The 14,239-nt window shown below is 64.2% G+C and carries 11 protein-coding genes; 2 read left to right on the top strand and 9 right to left on the bottom strand.

Annotated elements, in window-relative coordinates; all coding sequences use genetic code 11:
• Positions 1-90: 90 nt before the first annotated feature.
• The 4 genes from fdhE to fdnG are packed head-to-tail and all read right to left on the bottom strand — an operon-like array spanning position 91 to position 5,670.
• The gene (gene fdhE / locus FW760_RS17280) at positions 91-1,011 is read right to left on the bottom strand and encodes a formate dehydrogenase accessory protein FdhE (RefSeq protein ID WP_088514372.1); all 921 of its coding nucleotides are present in this window, start codon (positions 1,009-1,011) and stop codon (positions 91-93) included.
• A complete protein-coding gene (locus FW760_RS17275; RefSeq protein WP_088514373.1) occupies positions 1,008-1,661 on the bottom strand; it encodes a formate dehydrogenase subunit gamma in 654 nt (217 codons plus the stop codon). The genes fdhE and FW760_RS17275 overlap by 4 nt, the downstream gene beginning before the upstream one ends.
• Entirely contained in the window at positions 1,658-2,605 is a 948-nt protein-coding gene (fdxH, locus tag FW760_RS17270; protein WP_043861915.1) for a formate dehydrogenase subunit beta, read from the bottom strand. Before fdxH ends, FW760_RS17275 begins: the two co-directional genes overlap by 4 nt.
• Positions 2,605-5,670, bottom strand: a complete 3,066-nt coding sequence (fdnG, locus tag FW760_RS17265) for a formate dehydrogenase-N subunit alpha (RefSeq protein WP_147303844.1) — start codon at positions 5,668-5,670, stop codon at positions 2,605-2,607. Before fdnG ends, fdxH begins: the two co-directional genes overlap by 1 nt.
• 193 nt (positions 5,671-5,863) lie before the next feature.
• On the opposite strand from fdnG, the gene FW760_RS17260 reads away from it, so the two are divergent.
• Positions 5,864-6,436, top strand: a complete 573-nt coding sequence (locus FW760_RS17260; RefSeq protein ID WP_052504272.1) for a hypothetical protein — start codon at positions 5,864-5,866, stop codon at positions 6,434-6,436.
• 174 nt (positions 6,437-6,610) lie between these two features.
• On the opposite strand, the gene FW760_RS17255 is transcribed toward FW760_RS17260, so the two are convergent.
• Together FW760_RS17255 and FW760_RS17250 are read right to left on the bottom strand one after the other, a co-directional pair.
• Positions 6,611-7,126 carry a single-stranded DNA-binding protein gene (locus FW760_RS17255; RefSeq protein WP_043861918.1) on the bottom strand — a complete coding sequence of 172 codons (516 nt, stop codon included), beginning with the start codon at positions 7,124-7,126 and terminating at the stop codon, positions 6,611-6,613.
• Between the two features lie 9 nt (positions 7,127-7,135).
• The gene (locus FW760_RS17250) at positions 7,136-8,530 is read right to left on the bottom strand and encodes an MFS transporter (RefSeq protein WP_054916437.1); all 1,395 of its coding nucleotides are present in this window, start codon (positions 8,528-8,530) and stop codon (positions 7,136-7,138) included.
• A 129-nt stretch (positions 8,531-8,659) separates the two neighbouring features.
• Here FW760_RS17250 and uvrA point away from each other — a divergent pair, with 129 nt between their 5' ends.
• Entirely contained in the window at positions 8,660-11,494 is a 2,835-nt protein-coding gene (uvrA, locus tag FW760_RS17245) for an excinuclease ABC subunit UvrA (RefSeq protein WP_116052328.1), read from the top strand.
• 99 nt (positions 11,495-11,593) lie between these two features.
• Here the strand turns inward: uvrA and bfr are convergent, their stop codons facing one another.
• The 3 genes from bfr to rplQ all read right to left on the bottom strand — a co-directional run bounded on the left by bfr (position 11,594) and on the right by rplQ (position 14,224).
• Positions 11,594-12,058, bottom strand: coding sequence for a bacterioferritin (bfr, locus tag FW760_RS17240; protein ID WP_043861921.1), 465 nt, complete (start codon positions 12,056-12,058; stop codon positions 11,594-11,596).
• Positions 12,059-12,213: 155 nt separating this feature from the next.
• Complete coding sequence (locus FW760_RS17235; protein WP_116052329.1) at positions 12,214-13,662, bottom strand: catalase; 1,449 nt, start codon at positions 13,660-13,662, stop codon at positions 12,214-12,216.
• Between the two features lie 175 nt (positions 13,663-13,837).
• Positions 13,838-14,224, bottom strand: coding sequence for a 50S ribosomal protein L17 (rplQ, locus tag FW760_RS17230; protein ID WP_002555463.1), 387 nt, complete (start codon positions 14,222-14,224; stop codon positions 13,838-13,840).
• Between the last annotated feature and the right edge of the window lie 15 nt (positions 14,225-14,239).

Genomic DNA, 14,239 nt, shown 5'->3' with positions numbered 1-14,239 from the left:
GGTCTATGTAGGAGCCGGCCTTGCCGGCGAATGGAACACCGCGCAGGGTCGGATCCCACAGTGTAGTGCGCCCTTCGCGCAAGGCCGGCCCTACAGGCCCGGGGCCAGCAACAGGTTCGGCGCCAGCCGCTGGTAGCCCTCCTGATCCAGGCGCATGTCCAGTGCCAGGCTGGCCAGGTCCGCCGACAGGGCCTCCGATTGCGCATCGCTTTCAAGGTAGACCAGCTTCAGGTAACTGTGGCATTCGAGGCAGCATTCGGCCCGCAACGGCGCCTGCCCGGCGACATGGCGGTCATCCTCCAGGCTGAAGTACTGCAAGCCCTTGCTTTGCTCGCAATACACGCACTTGACCCGCACCGCATGCCATTCACAGGCACACAACGCACACACCAGGTAGCGCAGGCCGTTGTACTTGCCGCGGTGGCGGATTACCCCGGCCATCGCCGGCGAACCACATGCCGGGCACTGCCCCAGGCTGTCGCCGGGCTTGAGTTCGACGCCGGGCATGGCCAGCAGCCAATGGCTCCACGCCGCCTGCAGCGCGGCCCCCAGAAACGGCACCAGCGCCGCCGGCACCGCGCTGTACTGCCCGCCCAGCAGTGCCAGCGCCCACACCATGCGCTGCCCTGCCCCGGCCTCGCGCAATTGCGTCTGGGCCTGATGCGCCAGCGGCGAAGACGCCTCGTAGCGTTGCAACAGGGCATCCAGCCAGCCCTGCCAGGCGCCCTCGCGCACCAGGCTGTCGGCGGCCAGTGGCGCCAGGCCGTGGGTCACGCACAGCTGCAGGCGCTGCGGGTCGGGCATGGCCGCTGCCGGCGGGTTGTCCAGCAACCCCTGCTGCACGCGGCACAACCCGGCCACGAAGCGCAGGTAGTCGCCCAGCGCATGCCCCTCGGCCAGCAGGTCGAGGCGTTCGGCACGCAGCGCAAACAGCTGGGGCGGTGGCGGGTGCAGAAACGGCGGCGAACTGGCCGACGCCTGGATCTGATCGGGTTCCATCACGGTACTCAAGGCTTGGCTCCTTTGTGCGTGTCGGGCCGCTCGTCCCGAGTGACCTCCCGGTACCATAGCGCATGGTGCTTGCGCGCCCACGCGCGGCTGACCCAGCCATGCAGCATGGCGCTGACCGAGCCCTTGATCCAGATGCCGGCATAGATGTGCACGATGATGCTCAGCACCAGCACGAAGCCGGCCAGGGCATGCAGCAGGGTGGCCAGGCGAATGGTGTCGATACCGAAGTACGCGCTGAAGTAGGCACGCCAGATCACCACGCCACTCACCAGCAGCACCAGCATGCACGCCAGCAGGGTCCAGAACAGCAGCTTCTGCCCGGCGTTGTACTTGCCCACCGGTGGTACGCCCTCCTCCTCGTTGCGGATCACCCGGTCGACCCGGCGCAGCCACTGCCGGTCGGTGGCGGTGATGAAGTTGGCCCGCCAGAAGCGCAGCACCAGCCCCAGGAACAGCACGAACATCAGCACGCCCATGAACGGGTGCAGGATGCGTGTCCACGGCCCGCCGCCGAACAGGTGGCTGAGCCAGAACAGCGCCGGGTGAAACAGCGCCAGCCCCGACAGTGCCGCCATGAAGAACAGGATCGCCACCAGCCAGTGGTTGGTGCGCTCGTTGGCGGTGTAACGCAGTATCGGCTTGTGCTTCATGGCCGTTGCTCCCCTGGTGCGGTGGGCTTGCCCGGGTCATACACATGCACCGACGGGTCGACCTGATGCACGCTGGTGTCAGGATGCTCGTCATCCTCTTCCTCGACCCGCTGCGGGCCGATGCGTACGTAGTGGAAGAACCCGGCCAGCACCGCCGCACCCATGGCCAGCAGCGCCAGCGGTTTGCTCACGCCCTTCCATAGCCCGACCAGCGGGCTGATCACCGGGTTGTCGGGCAGCCCCGCGTACACGCGCGGCGTGTCGGCGTGGTGCAGCACGTACATCACATGGGTGCCACCCACGCCGTCCGGGTCGTACAGACCGGCATGCTCGAAGCCCCGCGACTTGAGGTCGACGATGCGTTCGGCGGCGTGCTCCTGCATGTCGGTCTTGCTGCCGAACACGATGGCGCCGGTGGGACAGGTCTTCACGCAGGCCGGCTCCAGCCCCACGGCCACGCGGTCGGAACACAGGGTGCACTTGTAGGCCTTGTGGTCCTTCTGCGAGATGCGCGGGATGTTGAACGGGCAGCCGGTGATGCAGTAGCCGCAGCCGATGCAGTGGTCCTGGTTGAAGTCGACGATGCCGTTGGCGTGCTTGATGATCGCCCCCGGGCTGGGACAGGCCTTGAGGCAGCCGGGGTCGGCGCAGTGCATGCAGCCGTCCTTGCGGATCAGCCACTCCAGGTTGCCGTCGGCGGTCTCGTGCTCGGTGAAGCGCATCAGCGTCCAGCTTTCAGCACTGAGGTCCTGCGGGTTGTCATAGGTGCCGTGGTTGTGACCCACCTCGTCGCGCAGCTCGTTCCATTCCGAACACGCCACCTGGCAGGCCTTGCAGCCGATGCACTTGGTGGTGTCGATCAGCTTGGCGACCTGCTCCTGCTGGCGCACCGAGGGGGGCAGCGTGGTGGTGGCCGAACGGGCAATGATGTCTTGGCTGGCCATCAGATTTTCTCCACGTTGACCAGGAACGACTTCGATTCCGGGGTCTGTGTATTGCCATCGCCGAGGAACGGCACCAGGGTGTTGGTCAGGTAGCCATGCCGCGTCAGCCCGGTGAAGCCCCAGTGCAGCGGGATACCGACCTGGTGCACGGTCTGGTTGTTGACCTGCAGCGGACGAATCCGCTTGGTGACGACCGCCACCGCCTCGATATGCCCACGCTTGCAACTCACCCGCACCCGGTCGCCGGCCTGGATACCCTTCTGCTGCGCCAGCACTTCACCGATCTCGACGAACTGCTCGGGCTGGGCGATGGCGTTCAGGCGCGCATGCTTGCTCCAGAAGTGAAAGTGCTCGGTCAGCCGGTAGGTGGTGGCCGCGTAGGGGTAGTCCTTGGCCTGGCCGAGGGTGTCCCACACCGAGTCGAAGATGCGTCCGGCCGGGTTGCTGGTGGCCTTCTTGTTGGTGGGGTGCAGCGGGTTGATCCCGATCGGCGTCTCGAAGGGTTCGTAGTGCTCGGGGAACGGGCCTTCGGCCATCTTGTCGACGGCGAAGAACCGGGCCACCCCTTCGGGGTTCATGATGAACGGGTTCATGCCCGCCTCGGGGGGCACGTCGGCCTTGTAGTCCGGGGTGTCGGTGCCGGTCCAGGCCTTGCCGTTCCACCATACCAGGCGTTTTTTCGGGTCCCAGGGCTGGCCTTGCGGGGTGGCCGAGGCACGGTTGTAGAGGATTCGCCGGTTCATCGGCCAGGCCCAGGCCCAGCCCAGGTTCTGCTTCATGCCATACGGGTCGCTGTTGTCGCGCCGAGCCATCTGGTTGCCCTGCTCGGTCCAGCTGCCGCAGAAGATCCAGCAGCCGGACGCGGTACTGCCATCGTCCTTGAGCTGGGCGAACCCCGACAGTTGCTGGCCGCCCTTGAGCGCGGCGCCGGTTGCATCGACCTGATCGGTCACGGCCATGCCGTTGAGCTCCCTGGCCAGCTCCTCGGGGGAGGGTTCATCGGCGACCTTGTACGGCCAGCTGAGGTTGAGCAGCGGTTCGGCAAACGCGCCACCCTCGGCGCGGTAGCGTTCACGCAGGCGCAGGAACAGGTCGCTCATGATGCGCACGTCGGTACGGGTTTCGCCCGGGCCGTCTGCGCCCTTCCAGTGCCACTGCAGCCAGCGGCTGCTGTTGACCAGCGAACCGTCCTCCTCGGCGAAGCAGGTGGTGGGCAGGCGGATGACCTCGGTGGCGATGTCGGCCGTGCTGACTTCGTTGTACGGCCCTGCGTTGCGCCAGAACTCCGAGGTTTCGGTGGCCAGCGGGTCCATCACCACCAGCCACTTGAGCTTGCTGAGCGCGGCAGTGACGCGGTTCTTGTCGGGCAGCGCAGCAATCGGGTTGAAGCCCTGGCACATGTAGCCGTGCACCTCGCCCCTGCCCATCATGTCGAACATCTTGAGCACGTCGTAGCCTGGGATGTCGAGCTTGGGCAGCCAGTCGTAGCCCCAGTGGTTCTCGGCAGTGGCGTTGGCGCCATACCAGGCCTTCATCAGACTGACGTGGAACTTGCCGTAGTTCTGCCAGTACGACAGCTGCCCTGGGCGCAGCGGCTTGAGGGCGCGTTTGGCGATGTAGCCGTCGTAGTCCTGCTCGGCATCACCGGGCAGGGTCAGGTAGCCCGGCAAGGAGTTGGACAGCAGGCCCAGGTCGGTCAGGCCCTGGATGTTGGAGTGCCCGCGCAGGGCGTTGACCCCGCCACCCGGCATGCCGACGTTGCCCAGCAGCAGTTGCACCATCGCCGCGCTGCGGATGATCTGCGCGCCGATCGAATGCTGGGTCCAGCCCAGGGCATAGAGGATGGTCATGGTCTTGCCGGGTGTGGAGCAGGTGGCGATCTCTTCCCAGATCTTCTGCATGCTGGCCTGGGGCATGCCGCAGGTCATGCTGGCGAGCTCCGGGGTGTAGCGGCTGTAGTGCTGCTTCATCAGCTGGTAGACGCAGCGCGGGTCCTGCAGGGTCGGGTCGACCTTGGCGAAACCGTCTTCACCCAGTTCGTAGCCCCAACCGGACTTGTCGGCATAGGTACGCTTGGCCGCATCGTAGCCACTGAACAGCCCGTCCTCGAAGCCGAAGCCGGCTTTGACGATGAACGACACGTCGGTGTAGTTGCGCACGTACTCGTGCTGGATCTGGTCAGTGCTGAGCAGATAGTTGATCAGGCCGCCCATGAAGGCGATGTCGCTGCCGGTGCGAATCGGCGCGTAGTAATCGGCCACCGAGGCGGTACGGGTAAACCGTGGGTCGACCACGATCAGCCGCGCCTGGTTGTGCGCCTTGGCTTCGGTCACCCATTTGAAACCGCACGGGTGCGCTTCTGCTGCGTTGCCGCCCATCACCAGAATCAGGTTCGCGTTGGCGATATCGGTCCAGTGATTGGTCATGGCACCACGGCCGTACGTCGGGGCAAGACTTGCCACCGTCGGGCCGTGTCAGACACGCGCCTGGTTGTCGAACCCCAGCATGCCCAAACTGCGAATGACCTTGTGGGTCAGGTAGCCGGCTTCGCTGGAAGCCGCCGAGGCCGCGAGGAACCCGGTGCTGAGCCAGCGGTTGACGGTCTGGCCCTGGGCGTTCTTCTCGATGAAGTTGGCGTCGCGGTCGGCCTTGACCAGCTCGGCCACGCGGTCCATGGCCTCATCCCAGCTGACGCGCGTCCACTCGTTGCTGCCCGGCTTGCGTACCTGCGGGTACTGCAGGCGGCTGGGGCTGTGGATGAAGTCCAGCAGGCCTGCACCTTTGGGGCACAGGGTGCCGCGGTTGACCGGGTGATCGGCGTCGCCTTCGACGTGGATGATGCTCTGCGCCACGTTCTTGCCCGCATCGCCCTGGCTGTACAGGATCAGGCCGCAGCCGACCGAGCAGTAGGGGCAGGTGTTGCGGGTTTCCTTGGTGCGGGCCAGCTTGAAGTGGCGTATCTGTTCGGCGAAGGCCGGCGTGGGGGCCATGCCCAGCGCCGCCAGGCTCGAACCTCCAAGGCCGATGGCGGCGACCTTGAAAAATTGCCGACGGTTGAGATCCATCGTGCACTCCTGATCAGGTGGTGGACGCGCGGAGCATTGCCGGCGTCTCGTGAACAGTCACGGTGGCGGCCACTGGGTGGTCGTCAATATTCACTCTAGCCAAGATCGGGCCAAGCACCATTAAAACGGATTATCGATGCGTGCAACGGGTGCATAATCGCCAGCCTGACCACCATCGCCAAGGGACTGCATGATGCAATTGGACAAGAACGGGTTGCCGCTGCTGGAGCAGTTTGGCGAAGAAGGTTTTGTGGACTGCGTGTTTCAGGTGCAGCACCTGATGCAGGATGACGTGCACTACCACTTTGACCTGCGTGCCGCGTTCGCCGGGCACTCGGTGGGTGTGCGGGCGCGGCTGCGGCGCGACGTGCAGCCGGGGTTCGATGGCGAGATGAACGTGATACAGGCGCACTTCTACAGCGACGGGCTCGAGATCTCGTCGCTGGGCCTGGAGACCGAGCGGTTCATCGAGGCGCTGGCACAGCTGTATGAAATCGAGCTGGTCGATGGCCCCGGGGCGGTCGGCGAGCGCTTCAGCGTGATTGCGCTGCACCAGGCGGACACCGGGCTTGAAGCGGGTGCGGTGCGCCTGAAGGTGTTCGGCAACGACCGTTCGGATTCGGCGCCAGGCAGCTACTACGAAAGCTTCTTCAATGTCGACCTGCCGGCCGGTCATGTGTACTGGAACGAGAAGGACGTGGAGTATCGCGCACCGATGCTCAATGCACTGGCGGGGCTGGTGGGCCAAGGCGTGGCCGCGGCGTGAGTGCTCACGGGCCGCTTCACCTCCTGGCGGCCCGCTAGAGGTACCGCGAGGCCCGCACGTGCGCTGAACATCGCAAGCGTGTCAGGGCCACCGCCCACCGAGGTTTCCCCAGAACGCAAAACGCCCGATGCAGCGCATCGGGCGTTTGTCTTGAAGCGCGGCGTTGGCCAGGGCTCAGAACGGGATGTCGTCATCGAAGCTGTCGAAGTCGGCAGCCGGCTGCGGCGCAGGCTGTTGCGGCGCAGGGCGCTGCTGAGGGGCCTGCTGCGGACGCTGCTGAGGCGCCTGCTGACGTGGGGCCTGGTTGTAGTTGTTGCCACCCTGCTGCGAACCGTCCTGGTTCTGCGGACGACCACCCAGCAGCTGCATGGTGCCCTGCATGTCGACGATGATCTCGGTGGTGTAACGCTTGATGCCGTCCTTTTCCCACTCGCGGGTCTGCAGCTTGCCCTCGATGTACACCTGCGAACCCTTGCGCAGGTACTCGCCGGCAATCTCGGCAACCTTGCCGAACATCGACACACGGTGCCACTCGGTACGCTCGACCTTCTGGCCGGTCTGCTTGTCGGTCCACTGCTCGCTGGTGGCCAGGCTGAGGTTGGTCACCGCGTTGCCGTTGGGCAGGTGGCGAACTTCAGGGTCCTGGCCGCAAGTGCCGACCAAAATGACTTTGTTAACCCCACGGGCCATAACGTTCTCCTAGGCTTGGCACGCCGCGGGCGCCGGGTTTACCAGCAGCTCCAGGGCCGTACGATCCAAAATTTGTGTATCCAGTTTGATATAGATGGCGGCTTCCTCTGCCACCACCACTGCGTCGGTCACACCCGGCACGGCCTTGAGGCGCTCGGTCAAGCCCGCTTCGCGCATCGCTTCTGGCGACAACGGCAAGCGCAGGCTCGTCACGTAAGGTGGTTCGCGCATAGTAACAGCTATGGCCAACCAAAGGGCACAGAGGCCTGCGCACCCCAGGAAAACCACGCTCAAGCCGCCATGCTGGAACAACCAGCCACCCATGATCCCGCCCAGCGCCGCCCCCAGGAACTGGCTGGTGGAATACACCCCCATCGCCGTGCCCTTGCCACCGGCCGGCGACACCTTGCTGATCAGCGAAGGCAACGAGGCTTCGAGCAGGTTGAAGGCGGTGAAGAAGATCACCGTGCCGATCACCAGTGACTGCAGGCTGTTGCCCAGCTCCCAGAAAAACAGCTCTGTGAGCATGAGCACACTGACCGCGCCGAGCAGGACACGTTTCATCTTGCGCTTTTTTTCACCGTAGATGATGAACGGAATCATTGCGAAGAATGAAACCAGCAAGGCGGTGAGGTAGACCCACCAGTGCTCCTCTTTCGGCAACCCGCCACGCTCCACGAACGCCAGCGGCAAGGCGACGAAGCTGGCCATGAGGATGGCGTGCAGCACGAAGATGCCGACGTCCAGGCGCAGCAGGTCGGGGTGACGCAGGGTCGGCCCCAGGGCCTGCTTGGCCACGCCCGACTCGCGGTGCGCCAGCGGGCCGTTGGAGGCCGGCACCACGAAGGCGATCAGGCCGATGCCCACCACCGCCATCGCCGCGGTGGCCAGGAACAACCCCGACAGGCCGAAGGCCCGCGTTACCAGTGGCCCCACGACCATCGCCACGGCGAACGACAGGCCGATGCTCATGCCGATCATGGCCATGGCCTTGGTGCGGTGCTGTTCGCGGGTGAGGTCCGAGAGCAACGCCATGACCGCGGCGGAGATGGCGCCCGCACCCTGCAGGATGCGCCCGGCGATCACGCCCCAGATCGAGTCGGCCTGCGCTGCCAGCACGCTGCCCAGGGCAAAGATCACCAGCCCCAGGTAGATCACCGGCCGACGGCCGATGCGGTCGGAAATGACCCCGAACGGAATCTGCAATACGGCCTGGGTCAGGCCATAGGCACCGATGGCCAGGCCGATGAGCGCCGGCGTGGCGCCCGCCAGGTCCATGCCATAGGTGGCCAGTACCGGCAGCACCATGAACATGCCCAGCATACGGAAGGCGAACACCAGGGCCAGGCCGCCTGCGGCGCGGGTCTCGCTGCCGCTCATGCGTTCGCTGTGGGGATCGTGCATGGATAAACCTCGTGTGAACCGGCGGCGATTCTACCAGTCGGATCGGTTAACGGCATATACGCGACGCTTTGCCGCGTGGTGGCAGCGCGCCGTATACTCCTCCGTTTATGCCCGCCAAGCGAGGCCGCAGTGGACAAGATCCTGATACGTGGGGCACGTACCCACAACCTTAAGAACATCGACCTGACCCTGCCCCGGGACAAACTGATCGTCATCACCGGTCTGTCCGGGTCCGGCAAGTCATCGCTGGCGTTCGACACCCTGTATGCCGAAGGCCAGCGTCGCTACGTGGAATCGCTGTCGGCGTATGCCCGCCAGTTCCTGTCGATGATGGAAAAGCCAGACGTCGACACCATCGAGGGGCTGTCGCCGGCCATCTCGATCGAGCAGAAGTCGACCTCGCACAACCCGCGCTCGACCGTGGGCACCATCACCGAGATCTACGATTACCTGCGCCTGCTGTATGCCCGTGTGGGCACCCCACGCTGCCCCGACCACGACATCCCGCTCGAAGCCCAGACTGTCAGCCAGATGGTCGACCTGGTGCTGGCCCAGCCCGAGGGCAGCAAGCTGATGCTGCTGGCTCCGGTGATTCGCGAGCGCAAGGGCGAGCACCTGGCGGTGTTCGAAGAGCTGCGTGCCCAGGGCTTCGTGCGCGCACGGGTCAACGGCAAGCTGTACGAGCTGGACGAGTTGCCCAAGCTCGACAAGCAGAAGAAGCACAGCATCGATGTGGTGGTCGACCGCTTCAAGGTGCGCGACGACCTGCAGCAGCGCCTGGCCGAATCGTTCGAGACGGCCCTTAAGCTGGCCGATGGCATCGCCCTGGTGGCGCCGATGGACGACGAGCCGGGTGAAGAGATGATCTTCTCGGCGCGCTTCGCCTGCCCGATCTGCGGCCACGCGATCAGCGAGCTGGAGCCCAAGCTGTTCTCCTTCAACAACCCGGCCGGCGCTTGCCCGACCTGCGACGGCCTGGGCGTGAAGCAGTTCTTCGACATCAAGCGCCTGGTCAACGGCGAGCTGACCCTGGCCGAGGGCGCGATTCGCGGCTGGGACCGGCGCAATGTGTATTACTTCCAGATGCTCGGCTCGCTGGCCGCGCATTACGGGTTCAGCCTGGAGGTGCCGTTCAACGAGCTGCCGGCCGACCAGCAGAAGGTGATCCTGAACGGCAGTGGCAAGCACAACGTCGACTTCAAGTACCTCAACGACCGGGGCGATATCGTCAAGCGCTCGCACCCCTTCGAGGGCATCGTGCCGAACCTGGAGCGGCGCTACCGCGAGACCGAATCGGCCACCGTGCGTGAAGAGCTGGCCAAGTTCCTCAGCACCCAGCCCTGCCCCGACTGCCGCGGCACCCGCCTGCGCCGCGAGGCGCGCCATGTGTGGGTGGGCGAGAAGACCCTGCCGGCGGTTACCAACCTTCCGATCGGCGATGCCAGCGACTACTTCGGCGGCCTCAAGCTGACCGGGCGCCGTGGCGAGATCGCCGACAAGATCCTCAAGGAAATCTGCGAACGCCTGCAGTTTCTGGTGAACGTGGGCCTGGACTACCTGACGCTGGATCGCAGCGCCGATACCCTGTCGGGCGGCGAGGCCCAGCGTATCCGCCTGGCCAGCCAGATCGGCGCCGGCCTGGTGGGGGTGATGTACATTCTCGACGAGCCATCCATCGGCCTGCACCAGCGCGACAACGATCGCCTGCTGGGCACCCTCAACCACCTGCGCGACATCGGCAACACGGTGATCGTGGTGGAGCACGACGAGGACGCCATCCGCATGGCCGACTACGTGGTGGATATCGGCCCGGGCGCGGGCGTGCATGGCGGCCAGATCGTGGCCGAGGGCACCCCGGCCGAGGTGATGGCGCACCCGGACTCGCTGACCGGCAAGTACCTGTCGGGCCGCGTGAAGATCGCCGTGCCGGCCAAGCGCACCCCGCGCAACAAGAAGCTGTCGCTCAAGCTCAAGGGCGCACGCGGCAACAACCTGCAGAACGTCGACCTGGAGATCCCGATCGGCCTGCTGACCTGCGTGACCGGCGTGTCCGGTTCGGGCAAGTCGACGCTGATCAACAACACCCTGTTCCCGCTGGCGGCTACCGCGCTCAACGGTGCCAGCACGCTGGAAGCTGCGGCCCACGACAGCTGCGATGGCCTGCAGCACCTGGACAAGGTGGTGGATATCGACCAGAGCCCGATCGGGCGTACACCGCGCTCCAACCCGGCGACCTACACCGGGCTGTTCACGCCGATCCGCGAGCTGTTCAGCGGCGTGCCGGAGTCGCGCTCGCGCGGCTACGGGCCGGGGCGTTTCTCGTTCAACGTCAAGGGCGGGCGCTGCGAGGCGTGCCAGGGCGATGGCCTGATCAAGGTCGAGATGCACTTCCTGCCCGACATCTACGTGCCGTGCGACGTGTGCAAGAGCAAGCGCTACAACCGCGAAACGCTGGAGATCAAGTACAAGGGCAAGAACATCCACGAGGTGCTGGAAATGACCATCGAGGAAGCCCGCGAGTTCTTCGATGCGGTGCCGGCACTGGCGCGCAAACTGCAGACGCTGATGGACGTGGGCCTGTCGTACATCAAGCTGGGCCAGTCGGCGACCACGCTGTCCGGTGGTGAGGCGCAGCGGGTCAAGCTGTCACGCGAGCTGTCCAAGCGCGATACCGGCAAGACGCTGTACATCCTCGATGAGCCGACCACTGGCCTGCACTTTGCCGATATCCAGCAACTGCTGGACGTGCTGCATCGCCTGCGTGACCACGGCAACACCGTGGTGGTGATCGAGCACAACCTGGACGTGATCAAGACTGCCGACTGGCTGGTGGACCTTGGGCCGGAAGGCGGCTCCAAGGGCGGACAGATCATCGCCTGCGGCACGCCGGAGGAGCTGGCCCAGATGAAGCAGTCGCACACGGGGTATTACCTCAAGCCGCTGCTGGCGCGCGACCGGGCCTGAACTGCAGGAGCCGGCCAGGCCGGCTCCTGCACAGCGGCATGCGGGCACAAAAAAAGGCCATCGGGTACGCCCCGATGGCCTTGTTCGTTGCGCGGTGGATTACATCTGCGATTGCAGGTAGTTCTCCAGGCCCAGCGACTTGATCAGACCCTGCTGCTTCTCCAGCCAGTAGGTGTGATCTTCTTCGGTGTCGGCCAACTGCACGCGCAGGATGTCACGGCTGACGTAGTCCTTGTGCAGCTCGCACAGCTCGATGCCTTTGCACAGCGCAGCGCGCACCTTGTACTCAAGGCGCAGGTCGGCAGCGATCATCTCGGGCACGGTGGTGCCGATGTCCAGGTCGTCCGGGCGCATGCGCGGGGTGCCTTCGAGCATGAGAATGCGGCGCATCAGGGCGTCGGCGTGTTGTGCCTCTTCTTCCATCTCGTGGTTGATACGCTCGTAGAGCTTGCTGAAGCCCCAGTCTTCGTACATGCGCGAGTGGATGAAGTATTGGTCACGTGCCGCCAGTTCGCCCGTCAGCAACGTGTTGAGATAATCGATTACGTCCGGGTGACCTTGCATTGCCCTGACTCTCCCTGTGTGAAAGCCATAGTTTGAACCAGGATGACTGTAAGGTCACTGCAAATTGCGCTAAAACCGCTAAAAAAGTGGGTAAACAGTAGTCAATTGCATTGAAAAACCGCCCAGATGAGGGCGGTTCTTCTTATCACTTCGACTTAGGCCAGATTGAGACCCAATGCCTTTGCGATTCCCCCTCCGTAGGCCGGATCGGCCTTGAAGAAGTGCTGCAGCTGACGCTCCACCACATCGCGCGAGACGCTGGCCATGGTGCCGGCGATGTTGGCGATCAGCAGGGCCTTCTGCTCATCGTTCATCAGGCGGAACAGCGCACCGGCATGGCTGTAGTAGTCGGTGTCTTCACGATGATCGTAACGGTCTGCTGCACCACCGAGGGCCAGTGCAGGCTCAGCGTACTGCGGGGCCTGCTTGGGTGCGTCGGCGTAGCTGTTGGGCTCGTAGTTGGGCGCCGCGCCGCCGTTGCTGCCAAAGGCCATCGAACCATCGCGCTGGTAGCTGTTCACCGGGCTGCGTGGGGCGTTTACCGGCAGTTGCTGGTGGTTGGTACCCACACGGTAACGGTGAGCGTCTGCGTAGGCGAATACGCGGCCCTGCAGCATGCGGTCTGGCGACAGCCCCACACCGGGGATCATGTTGCTGGGGCCGAACGCGGCCTGCTCGACTTCGGTAAAGTAGTTGAGCGGGTTGCGGTTGAGCTCCAGTTCGCCCACCTCGATCAGCGGATAGTCCTTCTGCGACCAGGTCTTGGTCACGTCGAACGGGTTCTCGGCACGGCTGGCGGCCTCGGCTTCGCTCATTACCTGGATGCACACGCTCCATTTCGGGAAGTCACCGCGCTCGATTGCTTCGAACAGGTCGCGCTGGGCGTAATCCGGGTCGGTACCGGCCAGGCGGGCCGCCTCGGCAGGCGCCAGGTTCTTGATGCCCTGCTTGGTCTTGAAGTGCCACTTGACCCAGGTACGCTGGCCCTGTGCGTTGATCAGGCTGTAGGTGTGGCTGCCAAAACCGTGCATGTGACGGTAGCCGTCCGGGATGCCGCGGTCGGAGAACAGGATGGTGACCTGGTGCAGCGATTCGGGCGAATGCGACCAGAAGTCCCACATCATCTGCGGGCTTTTCAGGTTGCTTTGAGGCAGGCGCTTCTGGGTGTGGATGAAGTCCGGGAACTTCAATGGATCACGGATGAAGAACACCGGCGTGTTGTTGCCCACGATGTCCCAGTTGCCTTCCTCGGTGTAGAACTTGAGTGCAAAACCCCGAGGGTCACGCTCGGTATCGGCCGAACCCCGCTCGCCACCCACTGTGGAGAAACGCAGGAAGGTCTCGGTCTGCTTGCCGACGCTGCTGAACAGCTTGGCGCAGGTGTACTGGGTGATATCGCGGCTGACGGTAAACGTGCCATAGGCACCCGACCCCTTGGCGTGTACACGGCGCTCAGGGATGTTCTCGCGGTTGAAGTGCGCAAGCTTTTCAATCAGGTGGAAGTCTTCCAGCAACAACGGACCCCGCGGGCCTGCCGAACGCGAGTTCTGGTTGTCGGCGACCGGCGCGCCACTGGCGGTGGTCAGCGTTTTGTTCTGGCTCATGCACTCTCTCCTTAATCAGACTTTTGCGGCCGGCTAATCGGCGTAGGCAGAAGTATCGACCAGGAACATGACACCATCAAATTCATTACATGACTGAGATCAATAGATTATTTCAATTCACGCAGAAACAAAAAACCGGGCACTGGGCCCGGTTCCTTGTTACAGACTGTTCGCCTTACTCAGCAGCTTCAACCGAGCCACCAACAGGACGATCAACCAGCTCGACGTACGCCATAGGTGCGTTATCGCCAGCGCGGAAACCGCACTTGAGGATACGCAGGTAGCCGCCCTGACGGGTGGCATAGCGCTTGCCCAGATCGTTGAACAGCTTACCGACGATTTCTTTCGAACGGGTACGGTCGAAAGCCAGACGACGGTTAGCAACGCTGTCTTCCTTGGCCAGGGTGATCAGCGGCTCGGCAACGCGGCGCAGTTCCTTGGCTTTTGGCAGAGTAGTTTTGATCAGCTCGTGCTCGAACAGCGACACCGCCATGTTCTGGAACATGGCCTTACGGTGAGAGCTGGTACGGCTCAGGTGACGTCCACTTTTACGATGACGCATGGGTTCATTCCTTAC

The organism is Pseudomonas sp. 1176_21 (assembly GCF_052850635.1).
The sequence above is the reverse complement of the archived record's forward strand: the minus strand, read 5'-3'. Positions and strand labels throughout refer to the sequence as shown.